This window comes from Pseudemcibacter aquimaris (genome assembly GCF_028869115.1).
GTDB lineage: Bacteria > Pseudomonadota > Alphaproteobacteria > Sphingomonadales > Emcibacteraceae > Pseudemcibacter > Pseudemcibacter aquimaris.
The window spans coordinates 3,245,001-3,262,836 of sequence record NZ_CP079800.1 but is presented as its reverse complement, the minus strand read 5'-3'; the positions used below and the strand labels follow the sequence as shown (position 1 = coordinate 3,262,836).

Genomic DNA, 17,836 nt, shown 5'->3' with positions numbered 1-17,836 from the left:
CTTCAAGCACCTATAAGCATATATGTAAGGCGCATAATTATTTTATATTTTTAGATAAGCAAATTTTAAGAGAATACTTATGGCACGAATTGTTATGAAGTTTGGGGGAACATCCGTTGCGGACCTCGATCGAATTCGTAATGTCGCTAATCGCGTAAAAAAAGAAGTTGATGCTGGCAATCAGGTATCGGTTTTTGTTTCTGCGATGGCGGGCACAACTGACCGTCTTGTTGGCTATGTAGAAGGGATTTCACCAATGCATGATGCCCGTGAATATGACACGGTCGTATCAGCCGGTGAACAGATTACATCAGGCCTGCTTGCAATTGCCCTACAGGATATGGGCATTCCGGCCAGATCATGGCTTGGTTGGCAAATGCCAATGAAAACAAATAAGGTTCACGGCGCTGCCCGTATTGAAGACATTGGCACAGAAGAAATCATTAGCCGCCTTGAAGATGGTGTTGTTTGTGTAATGGCCGGTTTCCAGGGTATTTCTGATGATAACCGTATCACGACGCTTGGTCGTGGTGGATCAGATACATCGGCGGTTGCTATGGCAGCAGCGCTTAATGCGGATCGCTGTGACATTTATACGGATGTGGACGGGGTTTACACAACGGATCCACGTATTGTGCCGAAAGCGAGAAAGCTCGATAAAATTACATATGAAGAAATGCTTGAAATGGCATCATTAGGCGCCAAGGTCCTGCAAACACGTTCTGTTGCGATGGCGATGAACCACGGCGTACGTGTACAGGTACTATCAAGTTTTGAAGATAAGCCAGGAACACTGGTTGTTGATGAGGATGAAATTGTGGAAAATCAAGTTGTAAGCGGCATCACATATGCCAAAAATGAAGCCCAGGTGATTGTTGTTGGCGTTAAAAACAAGCCGGGTATTGCCAGTGATGTATTCACCCTATTGGCGGATAGTAACGTTAATGTGGATATGATCATTCAGAACGAAACGGAAGACGGCAAAAAAACCGACCTGACTTTTACTGTGGTTGAATCAGATCTTGAGAAATCCAAGGAAGTTCTTGAAAAAGCAGAAAATATTGAATTTGAAAATATTGTCACCGACGACAATGTTGTAAAAATTTCTGTTGTTGGCGTTGGCATGCGTTCACATGCGGGTGTTGCGGCAACAATGTTTAAAACGCTTGCGGACAAAGGCATTAATATTCAAGTTATTTCAACATCTGAAATTAAAATCAGTGTGTTGATTGATGCAGAATATACAGAACTTGCTGTTCGCGCGCTTCATACGGCTTATGGTCTTGACGCAGAATAAAGTCATCGCATAAAACTATATCACAAATCAGTAAGGGGTGAGGACATGAGCGCAGAAGGTCATGCAAAATTAAAAGAGCTTTGGAAACGTGGAACGGACTTCCTCGGGACCGAATATGCTATCATGGGCGGCGCAATGAGCTGGCTATCAGAAAGCAATCTTGTCAGTGCCCTTTCAAATGCGGGTGGTTTTGGCGTGATCGCGTGCGGCAGCATGACACCTGACCTGCTTACAAAAGTGATCGAAGAAACACATGCAAAAACAGATAAGCCGTTTGGCGTTAATCTGATTACGATGCATCCGCAAATCGATGAATTGATTGATGCCACATTAGCGCAAAATGTGAAATTTATTGTTCTTGCGGGCGGTATTCCGTCTGGCGATAGTATCAAAAAAATTAAAGAGGGAGGCGCAAAAGTTATTTGTTTCGCACCGGCCTTAATTCTGGCTAAGAAACTGATCCGTAGTGGTGTTGATGCCCTTGTTGTTGAGGGATCAGAAGCAGGCGGTCATATTGGCCCTGTTTCAACATCCGTATTGGCACAGGAAATCTTACCGCATATTACGGACGTTCCGGTGTTTGTCGCAGGCGGCATTGGCCGTGGTGAAGTAATGGCATCATACCTAAGAATGGGGGCGGCGGGTGCGCAACTTGGCACCATGTTTGTCTGCGCTGAAGAAAGCATTGCCCACGAAAACTTCAAAAAAATGTTCATGCGCAGTAATGCCCGTGACGCCGTGACGTCAGTTCAAATCGATAAACGTTTTCCGGTTATTCCGGTTCGCGCTCTTAAAAATGCAGCATCAGAAGAATTTCTGGATGTACAGCGCGAAGTTATTAATAAATACCAAGCTGGGGAATTGGAAATGGAAGCTGCCCAGCTTGAAATTGAGCATTACTGGGCAGGCGCGCTGAAGAAAGCGGTCATTGATGGTGATGTTGAAAGTGGTTCTGTCATGGCCGGACAAAGCGTCGGCATGGTCAAAAAAATACAACCTGTTTCCGAAATAATAGAAAATCTGGTAGAACAGGCTGCACAACAACTGGCTTAAAGTAAATAGGGAGCTTTAGTCGCTTTAAGGAGGGTAATTTGACCCCCATTAAGAACACGCCCCGTCTTATGATGAGGCAATTACATGAGATAATGGCAAGCACAGACGATGCGGAAGTTCGTCTGAATAATGTCGTGCATCTTGTTGCGGACAACATGATTGCCGAGGTTTGTTCGGCCTATTTCATTCGTGGCGGCGATATTCTTGAACTATTTGCGACAGAAGGTCTAAATAAAGAAGCGGTTCACCAAACCCGTCTTCGTGTTGGCGAGGGTCTTGTGGGTCTTGTGGCGTCAACGGGAACATCACTGAATTTAAGTGATGCGCAAAGCCATCCGAAATTTGCTTACCGCCCGGAAACCGGTGAAGAGATTTATAAATCCTTCATGGCGGTACCGATTTTAAGAAGCGGCCGTGCCGTCGGTGTACTGGTCGTACAGAATAAAGCGAGCCGTTATTATTCCGAGGAAGAAGAAGAAGCGCTTCAAACGGTGGCCATGGTTCTGGCGGAACTTGTGGTTAGTGGTGACCTGATCACATCAGAAGATCAGAATGACGGTAATATGGACCGTGCGATTATTTCACGGTTTGAAGGTCAGGTCTTTGCGGAAGGTCTCGCCGAAGGTGTGGTTGTCATGCATGAGCCACGCGTTGAAATTATTCAGCATCTATCCGAAGAATATGAACAGCAAAAAACAAGACTCGCGCAAGGTTTTGAAAGCCTGAATAAGCAGCTTGATGAAATCATGTCTGCAGAAGATATTGTTCATCACGGCGAACACCGTGAAATTCTTGATGTTTATAAGCTTTTCGCTCGTGATAAGGGCTGGCGGACAAAAATTGAAAATGCCATCGATAGTGGTCTGACGGCGGAAGCTGCGGTTGAGAAAATCCAGATCGAAAACCGTTCACGTATGATGAAAACGGAAGACCCGTACTTGCGTGACCGATTAAGTGATCTTGATGATCTGGCGAACAGGCTTATTCGTCATTTGATGGGCATGGCGGGAACGGCCGCGCAAAAAGACTTACCGGATAATGCAGTGGTGATTGCCCATAGTATGGGGCCGGCTGAGCTGCTTGATTACGACAGGGATAAATTGCAAGCGGTTATCTTGCAAGGCGGTGCAACCACATCCCATGTTGCGATTGTTGCGCGTGCATTAGGCATTCCTATGATCGGGCAGGTCGAACAAGCCTTGATGGATATTGATGAAGGCGTTCAAATCATTGTTCATGGCTTGGATGGCGAAGTTTATGTGGCACCGCCACCGGAAATTCTTGAAAGTTACCGTGATGCAATCGCCGACCGTCAGGAACTTCTTGCCAGTTATGAAGGTTTGCGTGACAAGCGTGCCGTTACCAAAGACGGCGTAGAAATTGATCTTGTGGTCAATGGTGGCCTTGCCATTGATATTAAAGGAATGCACCGCACGGGCGCCAATGGCGTTGGTTTATTCAGAACTGAATTTCAGTTTATGATCAGTGAAACATTGCCACGTATTCAGCCGCAGGCGGATTTTTACCGTTCAATCATCGAAGAGGCAGGTGATAAAACTGTAACGTTCCGTACACTTGATATCGGTGGTGACAAGGATGTTTCGTTCTTAAAAAGGGACAAAGAAGATAATCCGGCCCTTGGATGGCGCGCCATTCGTATCGCATTGGACCGTCCGGCATTACTTCGCTATCAGTTAAGAGCGCTTATTACCGCGGCAGAGGGAACCGTACTACACGTCATGTTCCCGATGATTACCAATGTGGCCGAATTTAAAAAAGCTAAATCAATTCTTGATAAAGAGCTGGAACGTCACCGTAAAAACAACCGTCCGATGCCAGTGGATATTAAAGTTGGTACCATGCTTGAAGTACCAAGCCTGGTTTGGCAGCTTGATCATTTATTACCGCTTGTGGATTTTGTATCCATTGGCAGTAACGACCTGATGCAGTTTTTCTATGCCGGGGACCGTGATAATCCGAAACTGAATAATCGTTATGACACCATCGCACCACCAGCACTTAATATGTTGAAACTTATTGTTGATAAATGTGATGAACATGATGTGCTTTTAACCCTATGTGGTGAGATCGGTGGAAAGACTGTCGGTGCGCTTGCATTAATCGCAATCGGGTTTAGGCGTCTATCCGTTGCCCCAGCGGCCGTTGGCCCGGTAAAAATGATGATCAGAAGCATGAATTTATCAGATGTAGAGGCATATGTAGATGAGTTGCTGAGTCGTTCTGACCATAGCTTACGCGGCCTTTTAGAGACTTTTGCCCGCGATCATGGCATAAAAATCTAGCATTTTATAAAAATTTACCTTTTATTTACCATATGTTGCACTTTTTAGTTGACTCATCGCATTAAAGTGATGTTGACTTTCATTTCCTTGGGGAAATTAAGAGAGCCTCTGCGGAAAAAAATATAAGAAAAGTCGTTATATAAAAATAAAGAAACGACAAAGAAAACGCAGAAATAAGTTTGATAAAAATCAGACAGTTGGTGGAGCTGGGGAAAAAAGGTGGAAGAAAAAAGTATTGATAGTATAAAGCCGCAATTTAAGCGCCCGGTCGGGGTGCTGCTACGAGACACGCGTCTTGAACATAAGACGAGCGATCTTGAAGTCATTGCAAATGAGTTATGTATTCGTCCTCATCTATTAAAGGCATTAGAAGAGGGGGATTTTGATTAATTCCCGTCTGCTTGTTATGCGACAGGCAACCTCAAAAATTATGCGAAATTTTTAGGTCTTGATACAAAAGAGGTCATTACCCGTTATGAAGCGGAATATGCAGGATCAAAGCAAACAGTTGTGCTTGCTTTTCCGGAAGTTGAAAGACCGTCATATTTTTCATTAAAAAGACTAATGGGTGTTTCATCCGTTTGTGTGGCGATGATTTCAGGGGTATTGGCAACAAGCACGCTTGATGCAGAAGAAATTGATAGTTCATTTGACGTTGCGAACGAAGTAACGAAAACAGCAACGAAGATGTCAGAAGTGGCGCCGGCCGCAGGGACAAACATTATTACCGCAAAAGAAACAAGCATTAAGTTACAAGCTAATGATGATGTTTGGGTCAGAATTTCTGATCATAAAGGTGACACTGTAATCGAGCGTATATTGACTAAAGGCGAAGATTATATCGCCCCAAGTGCAGACAATCTTAAATTAATGACAAATAATGCTGCCGCATTATCAGTTTTAATTGGTGGGGAAAAGCTAGAATCACTGGGTAATACGGGTGAAATTATTCAGGATTTATCGCTGCATTCGGAAAAATTACTAGAACTTACGATGCTAAGGTAATTTTTTAGTTCGTAACGCAATAAATTAATTTCAAATCTCCTCTTTCCTTGGTATTAAAGGGCCAAGGATTGTCAGGAGATTTTTTTTATGTCTCCGTAAATTGAAAGTATTCAAATGAGCATTCGCCCTTACCGCGACATCATGAGACGTAAAAGCCGCCAGATTATGGTGGGCAATATACCTGTTGGTGGTGATGCGCCGATCACAGTTCAGTCGATGACCAATACACTCACCACAGATGTTAAGGCGACGGTTGAACAAATTCATGCGCTTGAAGAAGCGGGTGCAGATATTGTTCGTGTGTCGTGCCCTGATGAAGGATCAACAAAAGCGTTAAAAGAAATCATTGATAATGTGACAGTGCCGATTGTCGCTGACATTCATTTCCATTACCGCCGCGGCATTGAAGCCGCAGAGGCAGGGGCCGCTTGTTTACGGATCAACCCGGGTAATATCGGTAGCCCGGAACGTGTCCGCGAAGTGGTTCAGGCGGCCAAGGATCATAATTGTTCCATGCGCATTGGTGTTAATGCCGGATCACTTGAAAAACATTTGCTTGAAAAATACGGTGAGCCTTGCCCGGATGCGATGGTGGAAAGCGCCCTTGAACATGCCCGCATTCTTGAGGACAATGATTTTCATGAATTTAAAATCAGCGTTAAAGCATCCGATGTCTTTTTGGCGGTGGCCGCATATCAAGGGCTTGCGGACGCTTGTGATTACCCGCTTCATGTTGGTATCACGGAAGCCGGCGGTTTAAGGGCAGGGACGGTAAAATCATCCATTGGTATGGGTATGCTGCTGTGGTCCGGCATCGGGGATACAATTCGTGTGTCACTGTCCGCTGACCCGGTTGAGGAAATCAAGGTTGGCTTTGATATTTTGAAAAGCCTTGATTTGCGTCACCGTGGCGTGCGTATTATTTCTTGCCCGTCTTGTGCAAGACAGGCTTACAATGTCATTCAAACTGTTGAGACATTAGAAAAACGTCTTGATCATATTTCAACGCCAATGTCACTTAGCATTATTGGCTGTGTCGTGAACGGCCCGGGTGAGGCCAAAGAAACAGACATCGGCCTAACGGGCGGTGGCAACGGCAATCACATGGTTTATTTGAACGGCATGTCTGATCATAAGATTGACGATGAACAAATTATTGACCATATTGTTGAACTGGTAGAGGCCAAAGCGGCTGAACTGGAAGCAGAAAATCAAAACTCATAGAGCATTTTGGGAGAGAAAAAGTGGCGCGGCTTCAACCGGTACGCGGAACACACGATATTTTAGGCGACAAAGCCATCAGGTTCCGTACTATTTTTGAAATTTTTAAAGCTATCGCGGAACGTTATAGCCATCATGAAATAGACACGCCGATTTTCGAATTTACTGAAACATTTAAACGTACGCTCGGTGAAACATCCGATGTGGTTTCAAAGGAAATGTATACTTTTGAAGACCGTAGCGGTGAAGAGATTACCTTACGCCCTGAATATACGGCGGGGATCGCGCGTGCCTTTATGTCAAATGGCCTTCAGCAATCGATGCCTTGTAAATTTTATAGTTTTGGCCCGATTTTCCGTTATGAGCGCCCGCAAAAAGGACGCATGCGCCAATTCCATCAAATGGATATTGAAATTCTTGGCGTGGAAGAACCGCAAGCAGATATCGAAGTGCTCGCGATTGCATCTGATCTGTTAAATGAACTGGGTATCGGTGAACATATTACGCTTGAACTTAATAGCCTTGGTGATCCGGAAAGCCGTATTGGTTACCGCGATGCGCTGGTTGAATATTTCACAGGATTTAAGGATAAACTTAGCGAAGACAGCCTAAAACGTCTTGATAAAAATCCGATGCGTATCCTCGATAGTAAAGACGAAGGCGACCGTGAATTGGTCGCGAATGCGCCGCGCATTGCTGATTATTATAATGACCATACAAAGGATTTCTTTAAAACCGTTATTGACGGGGTTGAAGCCCTTGGCATTAAGTATGTGATTAATGACCGTCTTGTGCGTGGCCTTGATTATTACTGTCATACGGCATTTGAATTTACAACAGACCAGCTTGGTGCGCAGGGCACGGTGCTTGCCGGCGGCCGTTATGACGGTCTTATGGAAATGATGGGCGGGCCAAAAACGGCCGGTATCGGATGGGCTGCGGGGATGGAACGTCTTTCGGAACTGATTTCTGAAGATTTGCTGATAAAGCCGAACCGCCCGGTTGTGGTGACACCTGTTGGTGCGGATGCACAAACGCCGGCTGTGAAGGTGGCACATGATTTAAGATCATCCGGCATTGTTGTTGATATGGCCTATAAAGGCAATGTTGGTAAACGTATGAAACGTGCCAATAAACAAAATGCAAGGTTTGCCGTGCTTCTTGGTGAAGAAGAGCTTGCAAGAAATGTCGCCATGGTGAAAAACCTTGATGAAGGATCACAGGAAGAAGTCAGCCTTGATGTTCTTTCTGAATATATTAAAGGGAACACAAAATGATTCCACGCGAAAGACTGGACCAGTTTATCACCCGTCACGAAGAACTTGAACATATGATGTCGGGTGGCGAAGAGCTGTCATCAGATGAATTTGTAAAAATTTCCCGAGAATATAGTGATCTGACACCTGTAGTGAAAAAAGCCAAAGATTACATGGATGCCATTCAGGAAATCGAAGACCTGGGTGAAATGCTTGTATCTGATGAAACGGACGCTGAAATGCGTGAGCTTGCGGAAATGGAACTTCAGGAATTAAAAGAAGCGCTACCCGAAATGGAACATCAGGTTCAATTGATGCTTCTGCCGAAAGATGTGGATGATGATAAAAACGCCATGCTTGAAATTCGCGCGGGTACCGGCGGTGATGAAGCAGCACTATTTGCAGGTGATTTATTCCGTATGTATCAAAAATATGCCGCCATTCAGGGTTGGCGTTTTGAAACAGTAAGTTCATCATCAAGTGATGCTGGCGGGTTTAAAGAGGTTGTGGTTTCAATAAGCGGCCCGGGTGTTTTTGCCAAAATGAAATATGAAGCAGGCGGCCACCGTGTACAGCGGGTTCCAGATACGGAAACACAAGGGCGCATTCATACATCAGCCGCCACCGTTGCCGTTATGCCGGAAGTTGAAGAAATTGACATTAAGTTAGAGGATAAAGATCTTCGGATTGATATTTTCCGCGCCAGTGGCCCGGGTGGGCAATCGGTGAATACCACCGATAGTGCGGTGCGTATTGTTCATATTCCAACGGGCATCACCGTGCAGCAGCAAGATGAAAAATCCCAGCATAAAAACAAAGCCAAAGCGATGAAGGTTTTGATGTCACGCGTTTATGCTGCGGAAAAAGAAGCCCGCGATGCAGAGCGCGCCGCTGACCGTAAGGACCAGATCGGATCTGGTGATCGTTCTGCGCGGATCAGAACATATAATTTCCCGCAAGGGCGATTAACGGATCACCGTATTAATCTGACGCTATATAAGCTTGATAGCATTCTGGATGGTGAAGGGCTTGAAGAAGTCATCACATCACTGATTACAGAAGATCAGGCAGCCCAACTTGCCGCCATGGAAGGCTAGTGTGGTTACGCTTGCCACTTTCAAGAAAGAAATTGAAGCGCGCCTTCGTAACGCGGGAATAGAAGAAGCGGAACTGGACGCGCGTCTTTTGATTGTTGAAGGCGCTGGGGTAAAGCAGATTGATTTTGCCCTTGATGGTGGGCGGGCATTAAGTATCCAGGAAGTTTCCAAAACCGAAAAGCTGGTTTCATTACGTGAAGCACGAATTCCCATGTCACAAATATTCGGTGAAAAGGAATTTTGGTCGCTGATTTTTAAAGTAACCAAGGACACGTTAACACCAAGGCCCGACAGTGAAACATTAATCGATGTGGTGTTAAAATCGGAAAAAGACAAAACCAAACCATTGAAAATATTGGATTTGGGCACTGGAACAGGTTGTCTTTTATTAACATTGCTTTCAGAATATAAAAATGCACGTGGCGTAGGTGTGGATGCATCAGATGCCGCATTAAAAGTAGCGCACGAGAATACTGTTAATCTTGGTTTAGAAAACCGCACTGAACTTATAAAAAGTAATTGGTTTTCAAATGTTCCGGATGATCAGAAATTTGATGTTATCATTTCAAACCCCCCTTATATTGGATTAATTGAAAAGCCGAACCTTTCCCCTGAAGTCAAAACCCATGAACCGGATACAGCATTATTTGCCGGTGAAGATGGGCTGGATGATTATAAAAAGATTGCAGCAGAAATTGCCCCTTATTTGAATGATGATGGCTTCATCGTACTGGAGATTGGACATAAACAGGCAGCGAAGGTAAGCGATATTTTTTCTGAACAGGGATATTCCGATATTGATACGTTTCAGGATCTTGGGGCCAGGGACAGGGCATTAAAAATATCAAAACCTTAAAAAAACGAAAAAGCCCTTGGCATTTACATTAAGGCACGCTAAAGTCTCCACACGCAAATGAGAGCGTGGATACTGAACAGGTGATTCAGTTATATAACTCCAAAATTCTTGAATAAATATGATAGGGACTAAAGATACCTTTATGGTTTCTTGTATTATAAATTCCCAAGAGAATGAACAAGATATTACCAACTACGAATTAGACAATAAATGAGTACAAATCAGAAATCCCGTGGGAAGTCGGGACGACACAACAACAGATCAAATAATCGTGGCCGAAATCAGGGGGGACGTGGCCGAAAAGGTGGAAAGAAACAAACGCAACAGCCGTTAACCACCAATAAACAGATCGACAGTAACGGACCAGCGGGAAAAATCCGCGGTAATGTAAAGCAGCTTTATGATAAATATAAGCAGCTTGCCCATGAATGCCGTACCAAAGACCGCACATTATCAGAAGATTACGGCCAACACGCCCATCATTATTATAGTATCTATTCTGAAATTGCCGCAGCTGAGGCCGCCGCAGAAGTAGAACGCGAAAAAGAACGTGAGCGCCAAAAAGAGGCTGCCGCCGAAAATCAGTCAAATATTGTGACGATGAATGAAGGCGAAGAAGAAAATAAAGAACAGGCGACTGAGGATTTAGGCACACAAGAAGAAGAGCCAGTAGCAGAAAAGAAACAAAGGCGTAAACCGCGCAAGCAAGAAGAGCCGCAAATGGATGCGATAGCGGAAAGTGAAACATTGCCAGAACCGCTTGAATTGCCACTTGATGAACCAGCCGCAGAAGAAAAGCCAGTTAGAAAAAAAGCGGTGAGAAAACCGCGTAAGCCAAAAGAAGCAAAAGAAAAAGAAGTCAAAGAAGAAGTCGCTGAATAATCAGCGACTTTTTTTATGATTAGTAGATATCCAAATAAAAATACTCATCCCCCTTGTGTTGCCAAAATACAACACTATATGAAGATTATACTTGAAACATTTAAAGACTTTTCTGGAGTATGAGAAAATGGATTTTGAAAAATTTACCGACAGAACAAAAGGATTTATCCAGTCCGCCCAGAATCTTGCACTTAGAGAGGGGCATCAGAGATTTACGCCTGAGCATATTTTAAAAATCTTGCTCGAAGATAAAGAAGGGTTATGTTCAAACTTAATGACGGCTGCGGGTGCGGACCCGTCATCAGCATTACTTGCTGTGGAAAAAGAAGTAAACGGTTTCCCTAAGGTTGAGGGTGCCGGTGGTCAGCTTTATATGGATGCACTTACCGCGAAACTTTTTGATAGCGCGGGCGAAGTTGCTAAAAAAGCCGGTGATGAATATGTCACCGTTGAAAGGTTGCTGCTTGCGCTTACGCTATTATCCGGCAGTAAATCAGCAGACATTCTTAAAAAATCCGGCCTAACGGCGCAGAACTTAAACACAGCCATTAATGAAATTCGTAAAGGTCGTAACGCCAATTCCCCAAGTGCAGAGGATGGCTATGATGCGCTGAATAAATATGCACGCGATCTGACACAAGCGGCCAAGGACGGCAAGCTTGACCCGGTGATCGGGCGCGATGAAGAAATCCGTCGCACCATTCAGGTGCTATCACGCCGCACAAAAAACAATCCGGTGCTGATTGGTGAGCCGGGTGTGGGTAAAACGGCCATCGCAGAAGGGCTCGCCTTACGCATAACGAATGGTGACGTACCCGCAAGCCTTAGCCAAAAGAAAATCATGTCCCTTGATATGGGCGCGCTTGTTGCGGGTGCAAAATACCGCGGCGAATTTGAAGAACGATTGAAGGCGGTTCTGCAAGAGGTCTCTGCATCAGATGGCTCTGTCGTACTTTTCATTGATGAAATGCACACGATCGTGGGCGCGGGCGCATCGGAAGGCTCAATGGATGCTTCTAACCTGTTAAAACCAGCGCTTGCCCGTGGTGAGTTACACTGTATTGGTGCGACCACGCTTAATGAATACCGTAAATATGTGGAAAAGGATGCGGCCCTTGAACGCCGGTTCCAGCCAGTATTAATTGGTGAGCCAACAGTGGCTGATACCATATCTATCTTGCGTGGCCTTAAGGAAAAATACGAACTTCATCATGGTATTCGCATTAAAGACAGCGCGCTTGTTGCCGCGGCAACCCTTTCCAACCGTTATATCAATGATCGCTTCCTTCCTGATAAAGCCATTGATTTGATGGATGAGGCCGCCTCAAAGATTAAAATGGAAGTGGATAGCAAGCCATCAGAGCTTGATGAGCTGGACCGCCGTATCATTCAGTTAAAAATTGAACGCGAAGCTTTAAAGAAAGAAAAGGACGACGCATCAAAAGACCGTCTGAAAAATCTGGATAAGGAACTTTCTGAATTAGAGCAATCATCAGCAGAAATGACAGCCCAGTGGCAAAAAGAAAAAGACCGCATCGAAGGCGATCAAAAAATCAAGGAACGTCTTGATGCTGCCCGTGTCGAACTTGAAAAAGCACAACGTGAAGGCAATCTTGCCCGTGCGGGTGAACTTACCTACGGTGAAATTCCTGAGCTGGAAGAAAAGCTTAAAAATGTAACCGAAGGCGACGCAGACGATAATCAGTTACTAAAAGAAGAAGTTTCCGATAACGATATTGCCGCCGTGATCAGCCGCTGGACAGGTATTCCGGTTGATAAAATGCTGGAAGGCGAGCGTGAAAAACTTCTGAGCATGGAAGACAATATTGGAAAACGCGTGATTGGACAAGACGAGGCCATTTCTGCGGTGGCCGCGGCCGTTCGCCGCGCGCGTGCGGGGCTTCAGGAAGAAACACGCCCAATAGGTTCGTTTCTTTTCCTTGGTCCAACGGGTGTCGGTAAAACAGAACTGACCAAGGCGCTGGCCGAATATTTATTCGACGATGAAAATGCCATGGTGCGCATTGATATGTCTGAATTTATGGAAAAACATTCTGTTGCCCGCCTGATAGGTGCGCCGCCCGGATATGTGGGATATGACGAAGGGGGCGTGCTGACCGAAGCCGTTCGCCGCCGTCCATATCAAGTGGTACTATTTGATGAGGTGGAAAAGGCCCATGGTGATGTTTTCAATATCTTGCTGCAAGTCCTTGATGATGGCCGCCTCACTGACGGGCAGGGCCGCACCGTTGATTTCAGTAATGTGTTGATCATCCTGACCAGTAATCTCGGCAGTGATCTGATCGCCGCATTAGGAAGTGATGAAGATGTGGATACAGTACGTGATGATGTGATGAATGTGGTTCGGGCAAGCTTCCGTCCCGAATTTATCAACCGTCTTGATGAAATTACGCTGTTCCATCGTTTGGCTGAAAAACACATGCATAAAATCGTTGATATTCAGCTCGCGGGCCTTGAAAAACGCCTTGCAGAACGCAAAATTTCACTTGAGCTTGATGTCAGCGCAAAAGACTGGCTTGCCCACACCGGCTATGATCCGGTTTACGGCGCAAGACCGTTAAAACGTGTGATCCAACAACATGTGCAGGACGCTCTCGCTAATATGATTTTGGCGGGAGATATTATGGACGGTCAAACCGTCAAGGGCACAGCAGGTGCAAATGGCATCGAATTGAGCGTTTAAATGAAAATGCCCCGTTTTTTAAGCGGGGCATTTAATTATGACTTACTTTTCTTCCGTATATCTTAGCACCATATCTCGTAATGTGACGATACCGACGGCTTCGTCATTTTCAATCACCAATGCGCGGGATACTTTGAATTTTGCACACAGGCGAATGGCATAACGGATGTTCATATTGGCGCGCATGCAAAGCACAGGTTTCTGCATCACTTGATAGGCACTCGTTCGTTCAGGTGCTAGATCAGGCACAAGTACTTCATTCGCGATATCCGATGCGGTCAGCAAACCATATTCATCGCTTTCGTTTCTGCGGTTAATCACAAGCGAGCTGATCTCGTTTTTACGCATAATATCCAGTGCATCAGATATCGTTGTCAGCCCATCAACCATAATCAGATTGGTTGTCATGACTTCTTTTACTGTTTCATGTTTTATTTCGGTCATATCTGTTCCTCGATTTCATCCTGAATGGTTGCAAGCTGGCTTTCCAGGCCTACAACGTCTTCAATGTCTAATTGTAACGCAACACCGGATCCTTGTGAGCCTTTAAAATCGCTTGCTTCCGAAATTGCTTCCAAAATTGTTCTGCTCATATGTTCTTCAACAATAAACAGGGCTACATCAACTTGTCCTTCGACCGTTACACCGAAAAAGCTTTTGGCGGGTGTAAGTCCCTCGCCGCGTGCGCTGGTGATAACGGTGGCGCCTGTGGCCCCTAATTCTCGTGCTGTTTCAATGACTTGGTCCGTTTTTTCATCAGCGACCATAGCGACAATCAATTTAAATTTCATTGTGCGCTCCTTTCATTACGTGTTTGAAGAAATTGTGAAATTTGTGCGTATCCCATAACGGTAATCATCGGGAACAGGCTTGCAAGCGCGATCAGGCCAAACCCGTCTACAAGCGGGCTTCGTCCCGGTACAGTTGACGCGAGGCCCAGACCCAGCGCGGTGACAAGCGGCACGGTAACGGTTGATGTGGTCACACCACCACTATCATAAGCAAGCGGGATAATTGTTTTCGGGGCAAAAATGGTTTGTACGATCACAAATAAATAACCCGCCATCATGTAATAGGCCAGTGATGTACCGGTTACGATCCTAAATGCACCCAGCGCGATTGATAAGGCAACACCAATAGCCACAGCAATCCTTAAGCCCCATGGTTTTAATGTGCCACCGGATGTATCGCTTGCTTTCATCGCAACCGCGATTAATGATGGTTCCGCGACAGTGGTGGAAAAACCAATGGCAGCCGCGAATATATAAACCCAGTAATATTGCCACCATTCTAATACTTGTCCGTCGGCCCCTTCACCGCCAGTGATAAAGGCAGGGTCGGTTAATTGCTTTGCCATAATATCCCCAAGCGGGAATAATGCCTGCTCAAGGCCGATCAGGAATAATGCCAACCCGGTAATCACATAAATAAACCCAACCACCACCTTTTTTAAATTTGGCACTGGGGATTTCAGAACGAATGTCTGGAAAAAAACGAGCAAAATACCAATCGGTGCCACATCACGCACCGTAAGTAAGAATGTCGTTATCATTTTGATCAGTAATTCTTCCATTAAAACACAATCCCGTAAACAAGAACAAAGGCGATCGGAAACAGGCTAGCAAAGGCAATAAGCCCAAAGCCGTCAATCATTGGGTTCCGGCCTTTAATCACGGTTGATAACCCGATACCAAGCGCGGTTACGAGCGGCACGGTGATGGTGGATGTGGTCACGCCACCACTATCATATGCCACACCAATAATGCTTTCTGGCGCAAATTGGGTCAGCACCACAATCACCAAATAACCGCCGATGATTATATACTGTATCGGCCATCCTTTAATGATCCGGATTACGCCCGTTACAATGGCAATGCCAACGGATACGGCCACCGTCATACGAAGCCCGAATGCGTATGAGCTTTGCGCCTCTTCCGTCGCGGGGATCATGCCGGCGGATGCTGTGATACGGGCGGCTTCTTGACTAACGGCAATAAGGGCGGGTTCCGCAACAGTGGTTCCAAATCCAAGCGCAAATGAAAATATAATTAGCCAAGGAATGCTGCCTTTACGTACAAGTGCCCCTGCCATATTTTCACCAAGCGGAAATAAACTTAATTCAAGGCCCTGAATAAAAAGCGCGAGCCCCACCACCACTGCCGCCATACCGCCAGCAATTTTAAAGGGTTCCGGTAATGGTTGTTGTAAAACAATAAGCTGGAAAAAAAGAACCACACCGACAATCGGTGCAAGGTCTCTTAAGGCATCAACTAATGTTTTAAAAAATTGTGGCATTTACTTTTCACTCTCCTGAATACAGGTGCTAAGTAACATGGCTAATGCCTGATAATCTTTGATATATATCAATTTTGCAATCTATTTAATTTTTTCCTGATTACAATGTCCAATAACCAACAAGATGGGTTATGCTGATTTCTGGGTCAGCTTCTCCTTCTGGGGCGATATTCCATTTCCAGGTACTGATGGGATCCGGTAAATCTATTTTTAGCAGTGTTGGGATTGTTTCAACCAATTTTTCATGATGATAATATTCCCGTTCAATATCGGATATTAAAAGTACATTTGTTTTTTGTTTTTTGAGCCAATCAACATGTGCCTGCATAACATTTTCTTGAAACAAGATGCCAAGATCATGGGAATGCTTCTCAGCATATCTAATCATTTTAAGCGGCAACTGCGAAAGAAGATTTAAAGATATAATTAAATCTGGCGTTTTGATCAGTTCCCAATCACTTGCGGGTGAAACGCTTTTGTTGTTATTTACGGCATCAAATAATTTTTGATTTAATCCGGTAACATCATGTTCCACGAAGTTGATGTCAGGGTATCGATTTTTTACTTTTTGCAAATGTACGATATCAACAGCTGTAATAGTATGGCCAAGGGCTAATAATTCGCTCATTGGGATATCATGAAAGCCACCGGAGCCCAGAATCATAATATTTGATCCTTGTTCCAGTTTTTCTGCTTGTTGAAGGATTAGCTTTTTACATGTATCTAAATGCGGTTGCCACGCATCACGGCATCTATTAACGCGGGCTTCAATGGCAATTGATTCTTTTAAATAACCCATTTTTTTGACATATGTCGGCGCAGGCGTAAAAAGGTGGGTTAGCGCCTCAATGATCATTTATGGGGCCACGCTCGTATCGGTTTCTTCATCATGGCGCGCCAAAAGTATATGGGTCTTTGTATCATTGATGCGGCCCTGGACATTGGCTATCAACATTTCAAATTTCTTTAATGGTTCACCGTTTAATTTAATACCGGATGGCATTTTAAGTGACATTGGATTAACGGCTTTGCCATCTTTATGAACTTCATAATGCAGGTGGCGACCTGTAACCCGACCAGTGGCGCCGACATATCCAATGATTTGCCCTTGTTGAACACGCGCGCCTTTTTTAATGCCGCGACCGTATTTGCTCATATGGGCATAAATGGTTTTATAACTGCCGTTATGGCGAATACGGACGTAATTACCAAAACTGCCGAACCAGCTGGCTCTTTCCACCACGCCGTCACCAGCGGCCATAATCGGTGTGCCGGTTGGGGCGGAAAAATCAGTTCCTTTATGCAAACGGTTATAACCCAGCACTGGGTGTTTACGGTTTCCATAATGAGACGACAACCGCGCGCCTTCAATCGGTGTTTTCATCAATGCTTTTTTAGAACTTTGTCCGTCTTCATGGAAATATTCCGGATAATCGCTGCCTTCTGGTGTATGACGGTAAAGATGGATATCTTCTCCTTTAATATTCAGGCGCGCATATATAATGTCGCCTTCCTGAACGCGGCGGCCATCTTCGGAAATCTTTCTTTCATAAAAAACTTCAAACTGATCCCCTTTTCTGATCTCGCGTTGGAAATCAACGTCATAACTGAAAATACGGATAAGCTCGACAATGGTTGCTTGCGGAAGACCTTGTCTTTGTGCTGCTAAAAACAGGCTGTCATCAATAATACCTGAACTGTGGCGGGTAATGATGGTGCTTTCAAGTGGTTCTAAACCGCCTTGGTATTCGTCACCGGTTCTTTGAACCACGATCATGGTGTCGAAATCTTTTTGAAAACTTAATGATAAAAGTGTGCCTTTTGCATTATATTCCGTATTCATTTTTTGCCCTGCCTGAATGCGGCG

General features: G+C 44.9%; 17 protein-coding genes (1 of these 17 running past the window's edge). 11 read left to right on the top strand and 6 right to left on the bottom strand.

Features of this window, described 5'->3' with window-relative positions; translation table 11 throughout:
• The first annotated feature begins 79 nt into the window (after positions 1-79).
• The 11 genes from KW060_RS15320 to clpB all read left to right on the top strand — a co-directional run bounded on the left by KW060_RS15320 (position 80) and on the right by clpB (position 13,674).
• Entirely contained in the window at positions 80-1,297 is a 1,218-nt protein-coding gene (locus KW060_RS15320; protein ID WP_249036320.1) for an aspartate kinase, read from the top strand.
• Between the two features lie 45 nt (positions 1,298-1,342).
• Positions 1,343-2,350 carry an NAD(P)H-dependent flavin oxidoreductase gene (locus KW060_RS15315; protein ID WP_249036319.1) on the top strand — a complete coding sequence of 336 codons (1,008 nt, stop codon included), beginning with the start codon at positions 1,343-1,345 and terminating at the stop codon, positions 2,348-2,350.
• Positions 2,351-2,442: 92 nt separating this feature from the next.
• Positions 2,443-4,653, top strand: coding sequence for a phosphoenolpyruvate--protein phosphotransferase (ptsP, locus tag KW060_RS15310; RefSeq protein WP_249036318.1), 2,211 nt, complete (start codon positions 2,443-2,445; stop codon positions 4,651-4,653).
• Positions 4,654-4,872: 219 nt separating this feature from the next.
• Positions 4,873-5,043: a helix-turn-helix domain-containing protein gene (locus KW060_RS15305; RefSeq protein WP_249036317.1), complete on the top strand. Its 171-nt coding sequence runs from the start codon at positions 4,873-4,875 to the stop codon at positions 5,041-5,043.
• A gap of 120 nt (positions 5,044-5,163) precedes the next feature.
• The gene (locus KW060_RS15300; protein WP_249036316.1) at positions 5,164-5,658 is read left to right on the top strand and encodes a DUF4115 domain-containing protein; all 495 of its coding nucleotides are present in this window, start codon (positions 5,164-5,166) and stop codon (positions 5,656-5,658) included.
• 114 nt (positions 5,659-5,772) lie between these two features.
• A complete protein-coding gene (ispG, locus tag KW060_RS15295) occupies positions 5,773-6,882 on the top strand; it encodes a flavodoxin-dependent (E)-4-hydroxy-3-methylbut-2-enyl-diphosphate synthase (protein WP_249036315.1) in 1,110 nt (369 codons plus the stop codon).
• A 20-nt stretch (positions 6,883-6,902) separates the two neighbouring features.
• A complete protein-coding gene (gene hisS, locus KW060_RS15290) occupies positions 6,903-8,156 on the top strand; it encodes a histidine--tRNA ligase (protein WP_249036314.1) in 1,254 nt (417 codons plus the stop codon).
• Positions 8,153-9,232, top strand: coding sequence for a peptide chain release factor 1 (gene prfA, locus KW060_RS15285; protein WP_249036313.1), 1,080 nt, complete (start codon positions 8,153-8,155; stop codon positions 9,230-9,232). Before hisS ends, prfA begins: the two co-directional genes overlap by 4 nt.
• Positions 9,213-10,088, top strand: a complete 876-nt coding sequence (gene prmC, locus KW060_RS15280) for a peptide chain release factor N(5)-glutamine methyltransferase (RefSeq protein ID WP_249036312.1) — start codon at positions 9,213-9,215, stop codon at positions 10,086-10,088. Before prfA ends, prmC begins: the two co-directional genes overlap by 20 nt.
• A gap of 210 nt (positions 10,089-10,298) precedes the next feature.
• Complete coding sequence (locus KW060_RS15275) at positions 10,299-10,970, top strand: DUF4167 domain-containing protein (protein ID WP_249036311.1); 672 nt, start codon at positions 10,299-10,301, stop codon at positions 10,968-10,970.
• Positions 10,971-11,097: 127 nt separating this feature from the next.
• Entirely contained in the window at positions 11,098-13,674 is a 2,577-nt protein-coding gene (gene clpB, locus KW060_RS15270; RefSeq protein ID WP_249036310.1) for an ATP-dependent chaperone ClpB, read from the top strand.
• Positions 13,675-13,716: 42 nt separating this feature from the next.
• Here clpB and KW060_RS15265 read toward each other — a convergent pair whose 3' ends face one another.
• From KW060_RS15265 to KW060_RS15240, 6 genes are all read right to left on the bottom strand, one after another.
• On the bottom strand, positions 13,717-14,118 hold the full coding sequence (locus tag KW060_RS15265; protein ID WP_249036309.1) for a CBS domain-containing protein: 402 nt from the start codon (positions 14,116-14,118) through the stop codon (positions 13,717-13,719).
• Positions 14,115-14,465, bottom strand: a complete 351-nt coding sequence (locus KW060_RS15260; RefSeq protein WP_249036308.1) for a P-II family nitrogen regulator — start codon at positions 14,463-14,465, stop codon at positions 14,115-14,117. The genes KW060_RS15265 and KW060_RS15260 overlap by 4 nt, the downstream gene beginning before the upstream one ends.
• The gene (locus KW060_RS15255) at positions 14,462-15,247 is read right to left on the bottom strand and encodes a DUF1538 domain-containing protein (RefSeq protein WP_249036307.1); all 786 of its coding nucleotides are present in this window, start codon (positions 15,245-15,247) and stop codon (positions 14,462-14,464) included. Before KW060_RS15255 ends, KW060_RS15260 begins: the two co-directional genes overlap by 4 nt.
• On the bottom strand, positions 15,247-15,969 hold the full coding sequence (locus KW060_RS15250; RefSeq protein ID WP_249036306.1) for a DUF1538 domain-containing protein: 723 nt from the start codon (positions 15,967-15,969) through the stop codon (positions 15,247-15,249). Before KW060_RS15250 ends, KW060_RS15255 begins: the two co-directional genes overlap by 1 nt.
• Before the next feature lie 100 nt (positions 15,970-16,069).
• Positions 16,070-16,825: a Rossmann-fold NAD(P)-binding domain-containing protein gene (locus tag KW060_RS15245; protein ID WP_249036305.1), complete on the bottom strand. Its 756-nt coding sequence runs from the start codon at positions 16,823-16,825 to the stop codon at positions 16,070-16,072.
• On the bottom strand, positions 16,826-17,836 hold the 3' portion of the coding sequence (locus KW060_RS15240; protein ID WP_249036304.1) for a M23 family metallopeptidase. Its footprint extends 267 nt past the window's final position; 1,011 of the gene's 1,278 nt are visible here — the last part of the coding sequence; its start codon lies off the right edge, out of view — the gene reads right to left on this strand; its stop codon occupies positions 16,826-16,828. It abuts the gene before it with no gap.

Coding starts and splice junctions, on each gene's coding strand:
- KW060_RS15260 (WP_249036308.1), bottom strand. CDS start 14,465: ATGAAATTTAAATTGATTGTCGCTATGGTCGCTGATGAAAAAACGGAC.
- prfA (WP_249036313.1), top strand. CDS start 8,153: ATGATTCCACGCGAAAGACTGGACCAGTTTATCACCCGTCACGAAGAA.
- KW060_RS15265 (WP_249036309.1), bottom strand. CDS start 14,118: ATGACCGAAATAAAACATGAAACAGTAAAAGAAGTCATGACAACCAAT.
- KW060_RS15320 (WP_249036320.1), top strand. CDS start 80: ATGGCACGAATTGTTATGAAGTTTGGGGGAACATCCGTTGCGGACCTC.
- ispG (WP_249036315.1), top strand. CDS start 5,773: ATGAGCATTCGCCCTTACCGCGACATCATGAGACGTAAAAGCCGCCAG.
- KW060_RS15315 (WP_249036319.1), top strand. CDS start 1,343: ATGAGCGCAGAAGGTCATGCAAAATTAAAAGAGCTTTGGAAACGTGGA.
- ptsP (WP_249036318.1), top strand. CDS start 2,443: ATGGCAAGCACAGACGATGCGGAAGTTCGTCTGAATAATGTCGTGCAT.
- KW060_RS15250 (WP_249036306.1), bottom strand. CDS start 15,969: ATGCCACAATTTTTTAAAACATTAGTTGATGCCTTAAGAGACCTTGCA.
- KW060_RS15245 (WP_249036305.1), bottom strand. CDS start 16,825: ATGATCATTGAGGCGCTAACCCACCTTTTTACGCCTGCGCCGACATAT.
- clpB (WP_249036310.1), top strand. CDS start 11,098: ATGGATTTTGAAAAATTTACCGACAGAACAAAAGGATTTATCCAGTCC.
- KW060_RS15255 (WP_249036307.1), bottom strand. CDS start 15,247: ATGGAAGAATTACTGATCAAAATGATAACGACATTCTTACTTACGGTG.
- KW060_RS15275 (WP_249036311.1), top strand. CDS start 10,299: ATGAGTACAAATCAGAAATCCCGTGGGAAGTCGGGACGACACAACAAC.